An 18,234-nucleotide genomic window follows, 5' to 3' on the forward strand; every position below is an offset into this window, starting at 1 on the left:
CACACGAAGACGTGGCCCGTCCCGGTTTAGCGGGATGGGCAGTTCCCCAGCGGAGTAAGCTCGAGAAGAATTGTCTCCCGCGATTTGACGGCACTCATTGAATCGTGTGGACGCCCACCCCAGATTCTGGACAGGGCGTTCCCTGCCCTGTCCCGACTCCAGCGGGACACATGAGCCCCGCCGGTCCCCCCTCGCCGGCGGGGTTTTTTGGTTCCGGCTTCGATGGAGGACCCTCCGCCTCAAACCCTTCCAAATGAAGGCGACCAGCCGCGACGGTCTTTGCACCGCGATCGACGAGGGCGACAAATCGGGTGAGCCGGAGCCATTCGATGTCGAGGCCTTTCTCAAGGCAAAGCGTCGGCAGCGCGATTTTCGCTAGTAAACCCCTTTGATGTTCGTATCCGAATTCGCGAACACCTCGTCCGGCACGAAAAAATCCCCGGCCAGCGGCCCTGTCGCGCCCGGCGCATAGATCGAAAAATCACTGACGCCCTCGGCGCGCAGCACTTCTTCGTCGATGTAGAAATTGCCGGTCGCTTCGCGCGACGGCCTGAGCAGGATCGCATGCGCGGCGTCCGCCATGATATCGGGCAAGCGGCTCATCGCCGCCACCGTCGCCCCGCCCAGAAGATTGCGCACCGCTGCCGTATCGATCGTCGAGATCGGCCACAGCGAATTGACGGCGATACCGTCTTCGGCGAACTCCGCGCTCATGCCCAGCGTGCACATCGACATGCCGAATTTTGCCATCGTATAGGCGACATGGTTCTTGAACCATTTGGCCTTCATGTCGAGCGGCGGCGCCAGATTCAAGATATGAGGATTTTCAGCCAACTTCAGGTGCGCAATGCACATTTTGGAAACCAGGAACGTGCCGCGCGTGTTGATCTGGTGCATCAGATCGTAGCGCTTCATGTCGGTTTCCAGCGTGCCGGTGAGCTGTATGGCACTGGCATTGTTGATGCAGATGTCGATGCCGCCGAACTTTTCGACGGTTCTGGCGACCGCCTCGGCCACCTGCCCCTCCTCGCGAATGTCGCACAGAGCCGGCAACGCCTTGCCGCCGGCCTGCTCGATCTCCTCAGCAGCCGTGTAGATCGTGCCCGGCAGCTTCGGATGCGGCTCGGCGGTCTTGGCAGCGATCGTCACATTGGCGCCGTCGCGCGCGGCACGCAGCGCGATCGCCAGCCCGATGCCGCGCGACCCGCCGGAGATGAACAGCGTCTTTCCCTTGAGCGACATGTCTTGCGCCTCCCTTGCAACATTACAGGCGTGATCCTTGCGCGGCGGTTGCGTGCCGCGCAAGGCCCAACACGCCGGATGTGGGTTACGCTGCGTAGGCTTGGAAGGACAAGTTAGACCAGCACCAGGCCTTGCCGCATGGCGATGGCGATTGCGTCGGTGCGATTGGCCGCACCCAGCTTGATCAGGATCGCCGCGACGTGGAACTTCGCCGTATGCACGGAAATGTTCAGCCGGCGCGCGATCACCTTGTTGGGCGCGCCTTCGGCCAGAAGCGCCAGCACTTCGCTCTCGCGCGGCGAAAGCGCCGGCCGACCGGCCCTGTCGCCTACCGGCCCCTCGTCGAACAGGTCGTCGTCATGGAAAGCGAAATCGTCATGCCGATCGGACAAAGGGCGGCCCGCGCCCGAGATCCGATAACCGGCTGCCGCCAGCCGCGCGGCGGCAGCGACCAGCAGATCGTCCGCTGCGGCCGGCAGCACGGCAAACACGGTGTCGGCCAGCCGCTGCCGGCTCGCTCGTTGAGACAACAGCACCTGAGGTATCGCTGGATCGGTGGCCCCACCTTCCAGGTTTTTGTCGTCGACGATGGCGACGTCCACTTGGTCAACACCATCACCGCTGCCGGCCACAATCGGCAGCAGATCGTCGCTCGCGGCAAGGGCAGTGGACAAATATTCGGCGCGCGCGGCATCGGCCAACGCGACCAGCACCGTCAATCGCCTCCCGGTCATGACTTCGCCGCTTGCCATTATCCCCTCAGCTCAGCGGCTTTTCGCCGATGGTCACCGCGACATCGCGCCGCTCACCGCCGCGTACCACGCCGAGCGTCACCGACGCGCCGGCGCTGTCCGGCCCAAGCTTGCGGATCAGCTCGCGCGGACCATGCACGGCCTCGCCGTTCCACGACACGATGATGTCGCCAAGATGCAGGCCGGCCGCCTTCGCCGGACCGTTGTCGTCGAGGCTCATCACCATGGCGCCATGCGTGTCGCCATTGCGGACCGGATGCAAACCGGCACCGAGATAACCGCGGGCGACATGGCCCTTCTCGCGCAGCGTCGCCACCGCCCGCTCGATCGTTTCGTAAGGCATGACCAGCGGCCGCCGGCGCGGCCCAAACAGGAGCATGCCGATCAGCGCGCCCTTGGCGTCGAGCACCGGGCCGCCCTCGAAACGGCTGCCGGCATTGACGGCCAGATTGATGCGCCGGTCGATCGTGCCGCCGCGCATCGAACGCCAGGCCGGGCCGACCTCGCCGACTGTGCCGAACACGGCGAGCGCAGCACCTTCGCTATTGCCCACGGCGATGGCCAGATTGCCCGGCCGTACCGTACCTGCCTCGGCCAGGGGCGGCAGGTCTGGCGCGCCGGCGGGGTTCAAAAGGGCAGTACCAGTGGATGGATCGCGGCCGACCAGTTCCGCCTTCACCTTGTCGCCTGAAGAAAGCGTCAGCTCGATCTCCTCGCCGGCCTCCACCGCCTCCTCGGCGGTGACGAAATAGCCGTCATTCCAATGGAAGGCCGTTGCGGTGCGGTGTTGGTGCGTGGCGAAGCTCGCCGTCGCTGGCGCCGCTGCGGCGGCGATATCGGCGATGGCATCGGAAAATGCGCTCAGATTGAAGTCGCTCATGTGGGTTCTCCTGGGTCTTTTCATACCCCAGATATCGCCCGGCAGCGCGTTGGCGGGTACTCGCCTGACGGCTAGTTGGGCGTTGGACTGGCCATCTGGTCAGGTCGCGGCCGGTCCGGCCGCTTCGCACATATAGGCATCCTTCATCTTGCTCTAAAGACACGGAGCCCTGCCATGTCCCTCCCCGCCCAGCAATTGCAATTCGACGATGCGTTGCTCGATGATTATTCGGCAACGGTCGCCGATGCTGTGGACCGCATCGGCCCCGCCGTCTGCCGCATCGAGCGCGTCGGTGGTGCCGGCGGCCATGGCTCCGGCTTCGTCATCGCGCCGGACGGGCTGGTCGTCACCAACTTCCACGTCGTCGGCGATGCCCGTACCGTCCGCGTCTCGATGCCGGACGGCGCCTCCCGCGAAGGCCGCGTGCTCGGCCGTGATCCCGATACCGACATCGCGCTGGTGCGCGCCGACGGCAGCTTTGCCGATATCGCGCCGCTCGGCGATTCCAAGCGCTTGCGGCGCGGTCAGATCGCCATCGCCATCGGCAACCCGCTCGGCTTCGAATGGACCGTCACATCAGGCGTCGTCTCGGCGCTCGGCCGCTCGATGCGGGCCTCCACCGGCCGGCTGATCGACGACGTCATCCAGACCGACGCAGCACTCAACCCCGGCAATTCCGGCGGACCGCTGGTGTCTTCGGCGGGCGAGGTCATCGGCGTCAACACCGCCATGATCCACGGCGCGCAAGGCATCGCCTTCGCAGTTGCCTCCAACACCGCCAATTTCGTCATTTCGGAGATCATCCGCTTCGGCCGCGTGCGCCGCGCCTTCATCGGCGTCTCGGCCGACACGACAAACCTGCCGCGCCGCGCCGCCCTTCTGTCGCAAGTGTCGAGCAGCACGGCGGTGCGCCTGCGCAGCGTCGAGAAGAACAGCCCGGCGGCCAAGGCAGGCCTCAAGGAAGGCGACATCATCGCCGCCATCGACGGCCGCCCGGTGACTGGCGTCGACGATCTGGTGCGCCTGCTCGACGCCGAGCGCATCGGCCGCGAAACGTTGTGCACGGTGGTGCGCCGTTCTGGCATTGCTCAGGTCGCGCTGATGCCGGTGGCGCGAAGCTGACTTCTGGACCCGGCCTATCGAGGTGCAAGGATCCGGCCAAGCAGCGAAACCAAAAACACTGCCAGTTCGCTGGTCGGATCGAGATCCGGATCGAAGATCGTCATGTCCATTCCGGTGCAGCGCGGATCCGCCACCAGCGCCGCGAGGATGGCGACGAGATCGTCGGGATCGATGCCGGGGCTGCCTGGTGAATCCACCGCCGGCATCACTGTCTGATCGAGTGCATCGACGTCAAAATGCACCCAATAGGCCCAGCCGGTTCGCGCCAGCGTGGTCCAGGTCTTTTCCAGAACCTTTGCCGCGCCAAGCTCTCGCACGGCAAACACGTCGATCAGCGTCATCGCGGTCGAATTGATGTCCGGCCAGGCGAAGTCGGGGTCGCGGTTCTCGCGTTCGCCGATCTGAATGACTTGTTCGTCCGCGACAAGCGGCCCGACGATATCAGGCCAGTCGGTCAGCAATGGCTCGCCGCGTCCGGTGGCGAGCGCAAGGTCCATGCCGGCAGCCGAGCCGAGTGCAGCGTGGATGTCGTAGTTGCCCGGATGGCGGAAATCGCTGTGGCCGTCGACATGGACGAGCGCCAACGGTCCGGATCGCCGCGCCGCCGCCAGCGCGCCAAGCAGGATCCCGCAATCGCCGCCGACGACCAGCGGGAACTCGCCTCGTGCCAGCGCACCGGCAACGACTTCGGCGAGTCCGAGATTGAAGCTGCGTATCGCGTTGCCGTTGCGTAGCCGGGTGCCCGGCTGCGGCTCGGTGCTATAGGCGGGCCGATCGAGATCGACCACCTTGGCGGGCGAAAGCATCTCGATCAAGCCGGCTTCGCTCAGCGCCTGCGGTGCGCGCCACGTTCCCGGTACATGACCCGGTCGGAGCGGACGAAGGCCAAGATTGGAGGGTGCGCGGACAAGGCAGATTTCACGCATGGAAGGGGCCCAGGTTTGCCGGGCTCAGCATAGACCGCAAAGATGTGGCCGGCCACGCGGCTTGAGCCTTCACGCCACATCTGGCGACAGTTCTTGCCAGCGGCCATCGTTCAAGCTTCCGCCGCCCCCTCCACAAACTGCGCCTGAAACTCCGGGCTCAGCGGGATCGGCTTGATCACGTCGATCAGCACGCCATTGGGGTCTTTGGTGATGAAATGGCGCTGGCCGAAGGGTTCGTCGCGCAGGCTGCACAGGATGGGCAGGCCGGCGGCGACAACGTGCTCATAGACGGCGTCGGGGTTCCTGACCTCGAAATTGATCAGCAGGCCGGAGGTGCGGCCCCGCCCCTCCTCCGGGATCGTCTCATGGTCGCCGTGAACTATGCCGAGATTGACGCGCCTGTCCTCCGTCGACTGCAGATGCACGTACCAGTCGCTCTCGAACAGCGGCTTGAAGCTGAAGTGCTTGATATAGAAGGCTTTCGTGCCGGCTACGTCGCCCGTCATCAGCACCGGATAATAGCTCGTCGTCTTCATCTTTCCTTCTCCCGCTAGATAACATACAGTCTGCATGTAAATACGATTAACATACAGGCTGCATGTATGCAACAGGAATCCACGCGCCGCTCCAACCGCGATCGCACCGAAGCGACGCGCGCGGACCTCATCGCCGCAGCGCGAAAACTGTTCACCGAAAAGTCCTACGCAGAGACCGGCACGCCAGAGATCGTGGCCGCGGCCGGCGTCACGCGCGGTGCGCTCTACCACCACTTCGCCGACAAGCAGGCGCTGTTTGCCGCCGTGGTCGAGCAGGAGGCGGCGGTTGTCGCCGACGAGATCGAGCGTGCCTCGCCGCCTTCGCTGTTTGCCCGTGATGCGCTGATCGCTGGTTCCGATGCCTACCTTACCGCCATGCGCGCACCTGGCCGGACGCGGCTCCTGCTGCTCGACGGACCGGCCGTGCTCGGCCGCGCCGCCATGGACGAAATCGACAACCGCCACGGCAATCGCTCGCTTCGCGAGGGCCTTGTCGCGGCAATGCGTGCGCAGACCATGGTGAGATTGCCGGTGGAAGCACTGACGGCATTGCTTGCCGCCGCCTTCGACCGCGCGGCTCTGGCAATCGAAGCAGGCGCAGAAACCGCCCCTTATCGCGAGGTGCTTGTCGCCCTTATCGACGGACTGTCTCCGACTCATCTTCAGGCACCTGGCCCGGCTCGAACTCGTTGAAGCAACCGAGCTGGCGCTTGAACTGGTCGATCAGCCAGGCCGCCGCCGGCTTCGGGCTGCGGTCGGCACGGTGCATCGCATAGAGCGGCGACCGCACCTCACTGTAAGGCTCGAGATCGAGCTCCACCAGCCGGCCGCTCGCCAGATCGTCGGCGATCAGCCATCGCGGCAACCCGCCCCAACCCAGCCCCTCACGCATCAGTGCATGCTTGGTGCGCACATCCGTCAGCCGCCATGTACGATAGGCGTACACACCGTAGTCGCGACCGCGCGTGCGCTCCGACTGATCGGAGACGACAAGCTGGATGTGTTCGCGCACTTCCTCGAGAGGCACCGGTCTGGGAAGCAATGCCAAGGGGTGATTGGGCGCCGCGGCGGCCACCAAGCTGATGAACCCGATCCGCAAAAGATTGACATCGGCTTCACCCAGGATACCGCCGACGCCAAGATCGGCCTGTCCGTCGACGACATGGTCGAGGATCAGCCCGAGCGATGCGATATGCAGGCGCAACATCACGGTCGGAAATTGTGCCTCGAATGCCTTCAGCACCCGAACCAGCACCGGCGAAGGCAGCGTCATGTCAACCGACATCGCGACTTCCGCCTCCAGCCCTTGTCGGTGACCGTCGACCCGCGCACGGATGCGCTGCAGCACACCGACCATGCGGCGCGCATCCTCCAGCGTCGCCCGGCCGACATCGGTGAGCTGCGGCTCGCGCGTGCCGTCGCGCTCGAACAGTTTCAGCCCAAGCTGCGCTTCGAGATTGGCGATGGCGTAGCTGATCACCGATTGCGCGCGGTTGAGCTTACGGCCGGCGGCCGAGAAGCTGCCGGTATCGGCAACGGCCACAAAGATCTGAAGTTGGTCGAGCGTTGGATTGGGCTGCATAATCATATCTAATCAGTGGATGGGTAATATATAAATTATCCCAGTTTTTCGAATAGGTCGATGGCCCCATATCCAGCGAGACAAATTCACACCCGCTGGAGAGACCACCATGTCCATTCTTCTTGTTACTTCGAGCCCGCGCGGCTCCGCCTCGCATTCGACCCGCATCGCCACGGAATTCGCCGAGAAGCTTGTTGCCGCCGATCCGTCAGCGACGCTCGTCGTGCGTGACCTCGTTGCGAACCCGCTGCCGCATATCGATCCGGACTACTCGACCGGCATCTACACGCCGGCCGAATCCCGCACCCCGCGCCAGGCCGAAGTGGTCGGCGTTTCCGACACGGTGCTTGACGAGCTGTTTGCCGCCGACACCATCATCCTGGCCACCGGTTTCATTAACTTCAACATCTCGTCGACCCTGAAGTCCTGGGTCGATCACATCGCCCGCGCCGGCAAGACTTTCGCGTATGGCGAGAATGGCCCGAAGGGGCTCGTCACCGGCAAGAAGGTCTATATCGTGCTTGCCTCCGGTGGCATCTATTCGGAAGGCGCTGCCGTGCAGATGGATCACGCCATTCCTTATCTGCGTAGCGTGCTTGGCTTCATCGGCATGACCGATATCGATGTCATCCGCATCGAAGGCGTCGGTATGGGCCCCGATGCCGTCACGGCCGCTCTGGCCAAGGCGTCAACCAAGGTCGACGCTTTGGTGGCTCTGGTCGCAAGCGAGCAGGTTGTTGCGGCAGCGTAGGCGTCAGCATCCCGAATTGGAGGGCAGGCGCCTGATCCGGCGCCTGCCTTATTTCGCTTTACGGAAGATGTGCCGAGAGCGGGTCTTACCCGAAAATCTTCTCGCCCTGCTCGTCGACCAGTTGGATGCCCTTCTTGATCGAGATGTCGACGGCGTCGTCAAGCCCGGCAAAGCGGTCGGCGCGGATGAATTTGTGTTCCTTCATCACGCCGTCGATCTCCTTCGAAACCACGCCGCAGGTTTGGTATTGGCCCTCCGCCTTATAGGGCGTGGCGCTGATCAGAAATCCCTTGTGCTCGATCTGCTTTGCCGGCGCAGCACTCTTTGGCTCGCCCGCGTCACCGCCGCCACTGCCAAAAAGACGCTTTAGAAAAGACATAGGGGTATCCTCCAACGGCAATCATCCTGCATCACATAGCGTGGCGCAGGATGATTTTCAGTACCGTTCCTCAGTCGGACGGGCAAGAGCCGCATGCATGCCGCCCGTCCGCGGCAGGCTCAATCGCGCAACAGCGCTTCCAGGGCTTCGGCGGCCTCCTCCAGGATGCTGATCGCCTCGGCCTGTTTTTCAGCCGGCGCGTCGACGATGTCGCCGAGGGCTGCACGCAGCCGGTGGCGCACGGCGCGGAATTCGTCGCGCTTTTCCGAACGGCCGCGGCCGCGCCGCCCGCCATCCTCACCGTCGTCGTTCCAGCCGAACCAATCGCGCGCCTTTGCCATCTTGCGGCCGAAACGCTCGAGATGGTCGAGCACGTGGTCGATCATCTCGCGGTTGTCGCTGAGATGCGCCTGTCCGGCCTCGGTGATCGAGAACACCTTCTTATTGCCTTCCGCCGACGAGACGGCATAGCCGGCCTCTTCGAGGAAGGTCAGCGTCGGATAGACCACGCCTGGGCTCGGGCTGTAGACGCCGCTGGTGCGCTCCTCCAGGGCCTTGATGATGTCGTAGCCGTGGCGCGGCGCCTCGGCCAGCAGCGACAGCGTGATCAGCTTGAGATCGCCGTCGGCCAGCATGCGGCCGGCGCGGAACATGTCGCCCGGCCCGCCACGTCCGCCGCCCCTCATCCCGTGGCCGAACGGGCCGAAGCCGCCACGGCCGCCGAACCTGCCGGCCATATGCATGAAAACGTGCTCGGCGCGCTCGCCGAAATGATGATGTCTGTGCATCGTCTGCTCCTTGAGTTATGACTTACGATATATCTTAATTAAGCAAGCGTGATGATGAGTCAAGATATATCTTACGATGTAACTTAATTCCACGCCACGGGATTGAAAGCGCATGCGGCGAAGGCGCGTGCCTTGAACCTCTCCGCAGTCCTAAAAAGACCTGGAGGCCGTTGCATGGCTTCGATGGTCAGGGATGTCTGTGCCGGCTACCAGCGGCCCTTGCGCCGGTTCCAAGCATAGAGAAGATCGGCGAAGCGATCATAGGCATAGCGCGTCAGCGGCAGCGCCGCGCGGTTGCCGAACAGCGCTGCCAGCCAGCCCTCGCCCGGCGTTATCCGCCAGACGGCAATTGCGACATCGGCGCCGACCAGCAGTTTGCCGCCCGCATCGGTTGCGTGCAGCCGGCGGCGGATGTCCTCCAGCGACACGCCGTATCCGGCCAGTGCGGACGGTTCGGCATTGATGTCGTGAAACGCGATCCGCCCGGCCTTGATCGCCTCGATCAGCCGCCGCTTCTGGCTGACGATGCCGGCATCGCAGACGGGGCAACGGGTATTGTACCAGACGGTCAGCAGAGGCTTGGGCATGTGTTCCGAGACGCGACCTGAAGGATGCGCCGACTATCCGGGAAATGCCTTTGCCCCGCAACGTTTCGGACCAGCCCTGCCGCGACGTGCGGCATCTGCCGACGAATTGCGGTGTCTGGTCAAAAATCAGAATTCGTAGCCGAAGCGCTCGAAATCCCTGAAATAGAGCCGGCGCACGATGCTTTTCGCCTCATCATCATAGGCGGCGCGATAGTCGTAGGGTGCATTGACGTTTGTTCGGGGAAGCTTCACCTCGCCCGGCAGGCCGAGCCGTCCGACCAGGGCATTGAACTGCTCGGCCAGCGTTTCAAAACGCAAAACCTCGTCGATGATGAGGTTTCCGTGCCTGTCCGAAATCCAGCTCGTCTGGTCCACCCGCACAAAACGGTTCTTGCGTTCGAGATAGCGCAGGAAAGTCTTGAAATCCAAGACCCTGGCTCTGTTCCGCCGCCGGCCGGAGAGATGGTTCCGGCGGAAATAATAGGTCGAGACAGCAAGTTCGAAAGGGTTGCGCACAACGGCGAACTTGTACGCGCTGTCATAAATTTCGGTCGGCAGCTTGTGCTTCGCCCAACTGGCTTTGTCATGCTGCCTGAGGAAGGCGTTTTGCGGCTTTTCCGGCACGGGAAGGTGAGACAGCAGGCGGCGCCACTGCGTTCGCTGCGGTTTTACGCACCATGGCGCTAGCGCACGCGTGACCGAGCTCCCGGCCGTCTTCGGGATGTGGATGAAAATGAAGTTCTTTTCGAGCGAGAGGAGCATTCTTCCTCATGATCGGATGATCGGGCGCCGTCAAGCGGCGCCCGATCATCCGCCGCAGCACAGATCCCTATCCGAGCGAGGCAATGATCTCGCGATAAGCATCTTCCGGGAAAGCCTTGAGCGTCCGTGTCCTCACGTTACCGCCTGTCGCCAGCATCAGCGAGAAACGGGCGAGCACCGCGTCGTCGGGCGCTTCGACGACCGCCACCATGTCGCATTCGCCCATGGTGAGATAGAACGCCTTGAACGAGCCGCCCATATCTCCCAGCAGTTTCTTGGCGGCATCGAGTCGCTTCGGCGACTCGCGCACATTTTTGGCGCCCTGCTCCGTCCAGTTGATCAGCACGATATAGTTTGTCATGCACACCTCCCTCCGGGGCCTCGGAGCACGGCGTCACTGCCGGGGCGGGCATCCGGGTTTGTCGCCCAGAAAATGCATCCGACACGCAATTATCCTCCCACGGCAGGCGTGCCGCAAGAACAACCGCACCGTCGGCGGGCCAATCCCTGTGCCCCGAACGAAAAAGGGCGCCGCAGCGCCCTTTAAATTGCTTATCCGTTACCCGGCATCAGCTGTCCAGGAAGCTCCGCAGCTTGCGCGAGCGGCTCGGGTGCTTGAGCTTGCGCAGCGCCTTGGCTTCGATCTGGCGGATGCGCTCGCGGGTGACCGAGAACTGCTGGCCCACTTCCTCCAGCGTGTGGTCGGTGTTCATGCCGATGCCGAAACGCATTCTAAGCACGCGCTCTTCGCGCGGCGTCAGCGAAGCCAGCACCCGTGTCGTCGTTTCGCGCAGATTGGCCTGGATTGCCGCGTCGATCGGCAAGATCGCCATCTTGTCCTCGATGAAATCGCCGAGATGCGAATCCTCCTCGTCGCCGACTGGCGTCTCGAGCGAAATCGGCTCCTTGGCGATCTTCAGCACCTTGCGCACTTTTTCCAGCGGCATAGCGAGCTTTTCCGCCAGTTCCTCCGGCGTCGGCTCGCGGCCGATCTCGTGCAGCATCTGGCGCGAGGTGCGCACGATCTTGTTGATCGTCTCGATCATGTGCACCGGAATGCGGATGGTGCGCGCCTGATCGGCGATCGAGCGGGTGATCGCCTGCCGAATCCACCACGTCGCGTAGGTCGAGAACTTGTAGCCGCGGCGGTATTCGAATTTATCGACCGCCTTCATCAGGCCAATGTTGCCTTCCTGGATAAGATCGAGGAATTGCAGGCCGCGATTGGTGTATTTCTTGGCGATTGAAATGACGAGGCGCAGATTGGCCTCCACCATTTCCTTCTTGGCGATCGCGGCTTCGCGCTCGCCCTTCTGCACCTGGTTGACGATCTTGCGGAACTCGAGGATCGAGATCGCCGTTTCGGTGGCAAGGTTCTGGATCTCGGCGCGCAGGTCGCGGATCGCGTCCTTCTCGTTCTTGGTGAATTCCTTCCAGCCGCGCGAGGTCAAATTGCCGATCGAGCGGGTCCAGTTCGGATCGAGCTCCGAGCCCTGATACTCCTTCAGGAATTCCTCGCGGCGCACACCATAGCTTTCGGCCAGCCTGAGCAGCTTGCCTTCATTCTGCACCAGGCGCTTGTTGATGTCGTAGAGCTGCTCGACCAATGCCTCAATGCGCGCCGTGTTCAAGGACAGCGACTTCACCGCCTTGATCAACTGGTCCTTCAACTCCTTCAGCCGGCGGTCCTGGCTGGGCGACAGCGTACCGGCGGCGGCCAGTCGGTTCTCGACCTGCTGATCTTGCAGCTTGCGCAATTTTTTGTAGGTGTCGGCGATGACGTCGAGCGTCTCCATCACCTGCGGGCGCAATTCCGCTTCCATCGCCGCCAGCGACAGGCTCGCCTCGTCCTCGTCTTCCTCGTCATCGTCCGTCAGGCCGCGGGTATCGGCGCCGACATTGGTGATATCGTCTTCGTCTTCGCGCGAACGGCGCGGCTTTTCATCGACCTTGACTTCCTCGATCCGCTCGACCACCGGCGCCTGCTTGGCCTCTGGTCCGGCATAGGTCGCTTCGAGGTCGATGATCTCGCGCAGCAGGATCTTCGATTCGTTGAGCTCGTCACGCCAGATGATGATGGCCTGGAAGGTCAGCGGGCTTTCGCACAGGCCCGCGATCATCGTCTCGCGACCGGCCTCGATGCGCTTGGCGATCGCGATTTCGCCCTCGCGCGACAAAAGCTCGACCGACCCCATTTCGCGCAGATACATGCGAACCGGATCGTCGGTGCGATCGGTCGGTTCTTTCTTGGTGGTCGTCGCCGCAACGGCAGTGCCGGTCTGCTCTGCCAGTTCGTTGGCGTCTTCCTCGGCATCGGCGGCCGCGTCGGCAGCTTCGGGCTCTTCGCCCTGCTCGTCGTCCTCCACCACGTTGATGCCCATGTCGGAGAGCATGGCCATCGTGTCCTCGATCTGCTCCGAGGTCACTTCCTCCGAGGGCAGCACCGAATTCAGTTCGTCCATGGTGACATAGCCGCGCTTCTTGGCGGCCTTGATCATCTTCTTGACAGCATCGTCGGAAAGGTCGAGCAGAGGGCCATCGGTGGCGCCTTCACGTTCGGTCTCGACCTCTTCCTTTTCTTTTGTCGCCATTCTTTATTTTCTCCAAGCGGCCAAGTATCAAAGCCGCGTAAGCCGCCGTACCGGTTAAATCAGATGCGCTCGCTCTAGAACGCGCTTCCCCCGGGCCAGTAACTGCATCTCTCGTTAAGTCCAGATTAACCCTGGTATCTGTGGCAGGCTGACTGCCTGTCCAGTGACCGGTATTTCACATCGCTGCATTTCCCGTCGACGCCGGCGCGGGTTAACGTTTCGAATCGTCCTGATTCCGTCATTCTGCCAGAAGGTCAAGCGCCTCTCGCATGATTCGCATGAAAAAAGCGAATCAATTACCCGACTTAAGGCGCCGCGCGGCCGATTCGACGCGCAAGCACATTCTTACACTTTCACTCCGATGCAGGCTTCAACCTATACGCGCCCAGCCCTGCCCGAAGACACGCCAAACCCTTCGATCAGCGCTTCCGTTGCTTGCACATCACGAAATTGCGCCTGTATCTCGACGAGATGCCGGTAGTTTTCGTCCGTGGGATCACTGGCGAGCGCCGCTTCCGCCTGTTTCAGCTCCTTATGTAAGGTGCGCGCGCTGCGCTGCAAGTGGAGCGCCTGGCTGAAGGCGTCGCGGGCGTCGTCAAGCCCGGCTGTTTCCAGCGCCGGCCATTGCCGCGCCCGCTTGATCAGCGCCACCGCGCGCGCCCAGATTTCGCCGCAGCCGGCCCGTTCGATCATCGCGATCACCGCGTTGCGGTCGTTGGCCATGTCATGTGCCATCGCGTCGAGAATAGCTGCGTGCAGTCGCTTCAGATCGGAGTTGGCAAGGTCAAGAAACTCGACATGCGCGAAATTCTCGTCGATCAGCGCCGGATGGTTGACGAGGGCTGCGATGATCGTCGCCTCGCGCACCGACATCCCCTCGCCGCCGCGCTTGACCAGCGCCGAACGGCCGAGGCTTTCGGTGATCGCGGTGCGCCCGCCGGCACTGCCGCTGCGCGCGAACCGCCCGCCGGGAGCTGAGCCCTTGCCCTGGAAGCGCTCGCCGGGCTGCCTGTCTTGACGCCCCCCTTGATAACCATGGCGCCCATGCTGGGCGCCGAAAAAGCTCAGCACCCGCTCGCGCATTTCCTGGCTGTAGTGATAGCGCAGGCTCTCGTCGCGGATGCGGCTGGTCAGTTCGCGCAGCGTCTTTTCCAGTTCCGCCCGCCGCTCTGGCGTGTCGAAGACACCGCCGGCCGTTTCGCGCATCCACAAAAGGTCGGCGAGCGGCCGCGCTTCTGAAAGCACGGCGCGAAACGCGTCTGGCCCGTCGGCCTTGACCAGATCGTCGGGATCCTTGCCTTCGGGCAGCAGGGCAAAGCGCACCGAGCGGCCTGCCTGAACCGCCGGCAGCGCCATGTCGGCGGCGCGCCATGCCGCCTTCAGTCCGGCCTGGTCGCCGTCGAAGCATAAGATCGGCTCGCCGGCCATACGCCACAGAAGTTCGAGCTGGTTTTCGGTCAGCGCGGTGCCGAGCGGCGCCACGACATTCTCGAAACCGGCCTGTGCCAGCGCGATCACGTCCATATAACCTTCGACGGCGATGACCGTGCCGCCCTTGGCCAGCCCCTTGCGGGCACGCGCGAAATTGTAGAGCACATTGCCCTTATGGAAGAGCTCCGTGTCGGGCGAATTCATGTATTTGGCGAGTGCATCGGCTGCCAGCGCCCGCCCGCCAAAGGCGATGATCTTGCCTCTGGAATCTGGGATCGGGAACATGATGCGATCACGGAACCAGTCGTAGGAAACCGGAACGTCGTCGCCATGGCGCACCAGCCCGCATGCCTCGATATCGGCCTTGCCGACACCCTTGGCGGCAAGGTACTCCTTCAGCGCGTTGCGGCTGTCCGGTGCATAGCCGAGCCGGAATGACTGCTGCGTCGCCGGCGTCAGCCCTCGGTCGCGCAGATACGCGCGGGCTTTTGCGCCTTCCGGTCCCTGCAGCCGCTCCTGGAAGAAGGTGGCCGCCATTTCCATGATTTCGGTCAGGCTGGCGCGTTCCTTTTCGCGCCGTTCCTCCTGGGCATCGCGAACCGGCATCGGCACGCCGGCCATGTCGGCGATCGTCTCGACGGCTTCGGGAAAACTCATCCCGTCGAGTTCGGTCAAGAACTTGAAATGATCGCCCGAAACCGAGCAGCCGAAACAATGGTAGCGGCCCTTCTTGTCCTCGCAATGGAAGGACGGGCTCTTCTCGCCATGGAAAGGACAGCACGCCCAATAGTCGCCGCGCGGCGCGTTGGTCTTCTTCCTGTCCCACGCGACGCGCTGGCCGATCACCGATGAAATCGGCACGCGGTCGCGTATCTCGTCGAGGAAGGCAGGTGGAAAGCGCATCGGGAACGGCTCGTTTGCCCTCCATATAATCACGCCGGCGAAAGCCGACGACTCCTAATGCGGAACCATACCCGGTTTTCACAGGGCAAAAAGAAGGCGGCCGTTGCGGGCCGCCTTCCTCATGTGTCCGGCGCAGTGCCGGTCGACGGTTGCGAGGCTCAGTGCGCGGCGATCGCGCCGAAGATGATGCCGGAGACGACGCTGACCAGGAGATAGTCGTTGCCGACGCGGATCCATTCCTGCCCACGGCCCGGACGATGCAGGCCATAGTGGCGGTAGTCGCGGATCGGCCGGTGGCGCTTCCAGCTGGAATATTTCTGGCCATGCCGCCAGTGGCTCTTCCTCACGACCTTCTTCTTCACCACGACCTTCTTCTTCACCACGACATGCTTACCGGGCTTTTGCCAATCAACCTGGCTGTAGGTCGACTGTGGCGCGCTCGGCGCGTTCAGCGGCGCTGCCTGGCCCTGCAGGGACGTGGCAGCCAGCATCGAGAGGGCGACTGCGGAAAGAACGATGCGTTTCATGACGGGGAACTCCTTGGTTGTCGATGCCCAAGCAATAGAGCTCGAAGAATGAACTGAAACTGAACACGCAGATTACGTTTTTGTAATGATTTCTTATATTTAGGTTGCTAATTCAACACTCCCCTCAAACAGGATCTAAAGGTGTCGCCTACGCTTGACGGCGTGGCCATCCTGAAGCCTGCCGGCAATGCAACCATTTTGCGATCCATCCATTTCCGACACGCCCTGTCGCGTGCCAACAGCCGCCGGAATTGGGTAAAATTTATTATCCGGCTAAAAGTAATCGGAGTAATATCGACCTTTGCAATGTCCATGATTCGCGCCCTCTTTTGTCCCTTTGCCGCCACGGTGCCTGCATCGCTGGCGCCTGTTTGGCTGCGAGCCTGATATGAGCGGTTCGGTCGTTTTGCTGCATCTTGCCGGCGCGGTGGCGCTGATGCTGTTTGCCACCCGCCTGGTGAAGACAGGTGTCGAGCGTGCCTATGGCGATGTGCTGCGCCACAAGCTGCGCGCCACCATGCGCAATCCTTTCATGGCGGTTCTGGCTGGCTGTGGCCTGGCGATCGCGCTGCAAAGCTCCACCGCTGTCACGCTGCTGGTCGGCTCGTTCGCTGGCGCCGGCATCGTCAGCGGCATGTCGGGCCAGCTTGCCGTGCGCGGCGCCGAGATCGGCTCGGCATTGGTGGTCAAGCTGCTGACCTTCGATCTGTCGCTGCTGGTGCCGGTCTGTCTTGTCGCCGGCACCGTCATGTTCATGGCCACCGAACGGCGCGACTGGCGCCAGTTCGGCCGTATCCTGGTCGGCGTCGGCCTGCTTGTGTTGTCGCTGGAAATGATCGGCCAGGCGTCGGAGCCGCTGCGCCAGAGCAAGCTGATGCCGGTCATCGTCAACTACTTCTCCGGCGATCCGGTCACAGCCTATCTCCTGGCGGCGCTGGTCACCTGGCTGTTCCATTCCTCGATCGCCGCGGTGCTGCTGATGGTGACGCTGGCCGGCCGCGGCTTCATCCCGCCCGAACTCGGCATCGTGCTGGTGCTTGGCGTCAATCTCGGCTCGTCGATCATCGCGCCGCTGCTCACCCGCAATGCGGAGCCGGGCGTGCGTGTCGTGCCGATCGGCAATCTCCTGATGCGCGGCGTGGGCTCGCTCACCATGCTGATCCTGTTCCTGTGGCTCAAGCCGCCGATCGCCTTTCTCGGCGCCACCGTGCCCGACCAGATCGTCAACGCGCATATCCTCTTCAACATCCTGATCCTGGTTGCAGGCCTGCCACTGGCTGGTCTCGTCTACAGCGCTTCGAAGAAGATCGTGGCGATCGGCACCAAACCGGCGCCGGCCGAGTCGCTCGACGTCGTCGAGCTGTCCGCGCTCAACGACAGCGCCCTCGACGTGCCGAGCCAGGCGCTGGCCAACGCAACCCGGGAGGTGGTGCGGGTCTGCGAGACGGTCGAAATCATGCTGAAGCGCATCATCGAGCTCTATGAGAGCGCCGACGCCGACAAGATCAAGGCACTGGCCGCGCTCGACGACCGCGTCGACAAGAAGCATGCGGCGATAAAGCTCTATCTGGCCAAGGTCACCAGGAACCCGCTGAGCGAGGACGAGGCGCTGCGCTGCCAGGAGCTGATCGGCGCCTGCGTCAAGCTCGAGCAGGTTGGCGACATCATCGTGCGCAACATGCTTGTGCATGTCAGGAAGAAGCTCGAGCGCGGGCTGGAATTCACGCCCGAAGGCTGGCGCGAGCTTTGCGCCTTCCACGCCTCGGTGCTCGCCAGCGCACGGCTTGCCTTCAACGTGCTGGTCTCGCGCGATCCGGAGACCGCCCGCCAGCTGGTATTGGAAAAGGACCGGCTGCGCGACCGCGAGAAGGAGACCAGCGCCAGCCATTTCGTGCGACTGCGCGACGGCACTGCCAAGAGCGTCGAGACCAGCAGCATCCATCTCGACACCATCCGCGACTTGAAGCAGATCAACTCGCTGCTCGCCTCGATGGCCTATCCCGTGCTTGAGGAACGCGGCCTGCTCACCGGCTCGCGGCTGAAGGCCGGATAGGCTGTTGGGCCGGCAAGCCGAAAAATTGCTGCTGGGAACGTCGGCTTGGAACCCGCTTCTGCCCTTCGAGCCAAAACGGGAAAATTAGTCTTTGCTCCGCCTCCCGCCTGTCGGCTATGGATCGGGCTAGGTCCACCGGGAGGATAGTCGATGGATACCCATTCGCGCAGCTTCGCCAAGGCGCTTTCCTGGCGCGTCACCGGCACCATCGACACGATAATCATTTCGCTCGTCGTGACAGGCAGCATCAAGCTCGCTGCGGCCATCGGCCTGACCGAGGTCATCACCAAGTCGCTGCTCTATTATCTTCACGAACGGGCGTGGTTGAAAATCCCTTATGGGAGAAGGAAGATGACCGTCTAGCCTTACGGCATGCCGCCGGAGCCTGGCTGAACCGACAAGAAAACCTAAAGCGGCGTCGA

General features: G+C 62.9%; 20 protein-coding genes. 6 read left to right on the forward strand and 14 right to left on the reverse strand.

The window, feature by feature from the left end; all coding sequences use genetic code 11:
- Window positions 1-253 precede the first annotated feature (253 nt).
- Entirely contained in the window at window positions 254-379 is a 126-nt protein-coding gene (locus tag EJ066_RS00195) for a type II toxin-antitoxin system ParD family antitoxin (protein ID WP_126034267.1), read from the forward strand.
- Here the strand turns inward: EJ066_RS00195 and EJ066_RS00200 are convergent.
- From EJ066_RS00200 to EJ066_RS00210, 3 genes are all read right to left on the reverse strand, one after another.
- Complete coding sequence (locus EJ066_RS00200; RefSeq protein WP_126034268.1) at window positions 376-1,242, reverse strand: NAD(P)-dependent oxidoreductase; 867 nt, start codon at window positions 1,240-1,242, stop codon at window positions 376-378. The genes EJ066_RS00195 and EJ066_RS00200 overlap by 4 nt on opposite strands.
- Before the next feature lie 113 nt (window positions 1,243-1,355).
- Window positions 1,356-1,994 carry a helix-turn-helix transcriptional regulator gene (locus tag EJ066_RS00205; RefSeq protein WP_126034269.1) on the reverse strand — a complete coding sequence of 213 codons (639 nt, stop codon included), beginning with the start codon at window positions 1,992-1,994 and terminating at the stop codon, window positions 1,356-1,358.
- A 7-nt stretch (window positions 1,995-2,001) separates the two neighbouring features.
- Window positions 2,002-2,874 (reverse strand): S1C family serine protease, encoded by an 873-nt coding sequence (locus EJ066_RS00210; RefSeq protein ID WP_126034270.1) that lies wholly within the window; start codon window positions 2,872-2,874, stop codon window positions 2,002-2,004.
- Between the two features lie 174 nt (window positions 2,875-3,048).
- Between EJ066_RS00210 and EJ066_RS00215 the strand changes: the two genes are divergently transcribed.
- Window positions 3,049-3,996 carry a trypsin-like peptidase domain-containing protein gene (locus tag EJ066_RS00215; RefSeq protein ID WP_126034271.1) on the forward strand — a complete coding sequence of 316 codons (948 nt, stop codon included), beginning with the start codon at window positions 3,049-3,051 and terminating at the stop codon, window positions 3,994-3,996.
- A gap of 14 nt (window positions 3,997-4,010) precedes the next feature.
- Here the strand turns inward: EJ066_RS00215 and EJ066_RS00220 are convergent, their stop codons facing one another.
- Both EJ066_RS00220 and EJ066_RS00225 read right to left on the reverse strand, forming a co-directional pair.
- Window positions 4,011-4,802, reverse strand: a complete 792-nt coding sequence (locus EJ066_RS00220) for an arginase family protein (RefSeq protein ID WP_245455250.1) — start codon at window positions 4,800-4,802, stop codon at window positions 4,011-4,013.
- 230 nt (window positions 4,803-5,032) lie between these two features.
- Window positions 5,033-5,458 carry a VOC family protein gene (locus EJ066_RS00225; RefSeq protein WP_126034272.1) on the reverse strand — a complete coding sequence of 142 codons (426 nt, stop codon included), beginning with the start codon at window positions 5,456-5,458 and terminating at the stop codon, window positions 5,033-5,035.
- A gap of 66 nt (window positions 5,459-5,524) precedes the next feature.
- Here EJ066_RS00225 and EJ066_RS00230 point away from each other — a divergent pair, with 66 nt between their 5' ends.
- Window positions 5,525-6,151, forward strand: a complete 627-nt coding sequence (locus EJ066_RS00230) for a TetR/AcrR family transcriptional regulator (protein WP_126034273.1) — start codon at window positions 5,525-5,527, stop codon at window positions 6,149-6,151.
- On the opposite strand, the gene EJ066_RS00235 is transcribed toward EJ066_RS00230, so the two are convergent.
- Complete coding sequence (locus tag EJ066_RS00235) at window positions 6,093-7,040, reverse strand: LysR family transcriptional regulator (RefSeq protein ID WP_126034274.1); 948 nt, start codon at window positions 7,038-7,040, stop codon at window positions 6,093-6,095. The two genes, EJ066_RS00230 and EJ066_RS00235, sit on opposite strands and share 59 nt — an antisense overlap.
- A gap of 109 nt (window positions 7,041-7,149) precedes the next feature.
- Here EJ066_RS00235 and EJ066_RS00240 point away from each other — a divergent pair, with 109 nt between their 5' ends.
- The gene (locus EJ066_RS00240) at window positions 7,150-7,791 is read left to right on the forward strand and encodes an FMN-dependent NADH-azoreductase (protein WP_126034275.1); all 642 of its coding nucleotides are present in this window, start codon (window positions 7,150-7,152) and stop codon (window positions 7,789-7,791) included.
- An 85-nt stretch (window positions 7,792-7,876) separates the two neighbouring features.
- On the opposite strand, the gene EJ066_RS00245 is transcribed toward EJ066_RS00240, so the two are convergent.
- The 8 genes from EJ066_RS00245 to EJ066_RS00280 all read right to left on the reverse strand — a co-directional run bounded on the left by EJ066_RS00245 (window position 7,877) and on the right by EJ066_RS00280 (window position 15,759).
- Window positions 7,877-8,170 (reverse strand): HlyU family transcriptional regulator, encoded by a 294-nt coding sequence (locus EJ066_RS00245; RefSeq protein ID WP_126034276.1) that lies wholly within the window; start codon window positions 8,168-8,170, stop codon window positions 7,877-7,879.
- A gap of 119 nt (window positions 8,171-8,289) precedes the next feature.
- A complete protein-coding gene (locus EJ066_RS00250; RefSeq protein WP_126034277.1) occupies window positions 8,290-8,958 on the reverse strand; it encodes a PadR family transcriptional regulator in 669 nt (222 codons plus the stop codon).
- A gap of 206 nt (window positions 8,959-9,164) precedes the next feature.
- Window positions 9,165-9,545 carry a DCC1-like thiol-disulfide oxidoreductase family protein gene (locus tag EJ066_RS00255; RefSeq protein WP_189644407.1) on the reverse strand — a complete coding sequence of 127 codons (381 nt, stop codon included), beginning with the start codon at window positions 9,543-9,545 and terminating at the stop codon, window positions 9,165-9,167.
- A 126-nt stretch (window positions 9,546-9,671) separates the two neighbouring features.
- Window positions 9,672-10,307 carry a sulfotransferase family 2 domain-containing protein gene (locus EJ066_RS00260; RefSeq protein ID WP_126034278.1) on the reverse strand — a complete coding sequence of 212 codons (636 nt, stop codon included), beginning with the start codon at window positions 10,305-10,307 and terminating at the stop codon, window positions 9,672-9,674.
- 67 nt (window positions 10,308-10,374) lie between these two features.
- Window positions 10,375-10,668, reverse strand: a complete 294-nt coding sequence (locus tag EJ066_RS00265; RefSeq protein WP_126034279.1) for a GYD domain-containing protein — start codon at window positions 10,666-10,668, stop codon at window positions 10,375-10,377.
- A 208-nt stretch (window positions 10,669-10,876) separates the two neighbouring features.
- Window positions 10,877-12,898, reverse strand: a complete 2,022-nt coding sequence (gene rpoD, locus EJ066_RS00270) for an RNA polymerase sigma factor RpoD (RefSeq protein WP_126034280.1) — start codon at window positions 12,896-12,898, stop codon at window positions 10,877-10,879.
- Between the two features lie 375 nt (window positions 12,899-13,273).
- Window positions 13,274-15,232, reverse strand: coding sequence for a DNA primase (gene dnaG / locus EJ066_RS00275; protein ID WP_126034281.1), 1,959 nt, complete (start codon window positions 15,230-15,232; stop codon window positions 13,274-13,276).
- A gap of 158 nt (window positions 15,233-15,390) precedes the next feature.
- The gene (locus EJ066_RS00280; protein ID WP_126034282.1) at window positions 15,391-15,759 is read right to left on the reverse strand and encodes an RcnB family protein; all 369 of its coding nucleotides are present in this window, start codon (window positions 15,757-15,759) and stop codon (window positions 15,391-15,393) included.
- Window positions 15,760-16,147: 388 nt separating this feature from the next.
- Here EJ066_RS00280 and EJ066_RS00285 point away from each other — a divergent pair, with 388 nt between their 5' ends.
- The gene (locus EJ066_RS00285; protein ID WP_126034283.1) at window positions 16,148-17,812 is read left to right on the forward strand and encodes a Na/Pi cotransporter family protein; all 1,665 of its coding nucleotides are present in this window, start codon (window positions 16,148-16,150) and stop codon (window positions 17,810-17,812) included.
- Window positions 17,813-17,962: 150 nt separating this feature from the next.
- On the forward strand, window positions 17,963-18,175 hold the full coding sequence (locus tag EJ066_RS00290; protein ID WP_126034284.1) for a DUF2061 domain-containing protein: 213 nt from the start codon (window positions 17,963-17,965) through the stop codon (window positions 18,173-18,175).
- Window positions 18,176-18,234 lie beyond the last annotated feature (59 nt).

This window comes from Mesorhizobium sp. M9A.F.Ca.ET.002.03.1.2, assembly GCF_003952365.1.
In the GTDB taxonomy this organism is placed as follows: domain Bacteria; phylum Pseudomonadota; class Alphaproteobacteria; order Rhizobiales; family Rhizobiaceae; genus Mesorhizobium.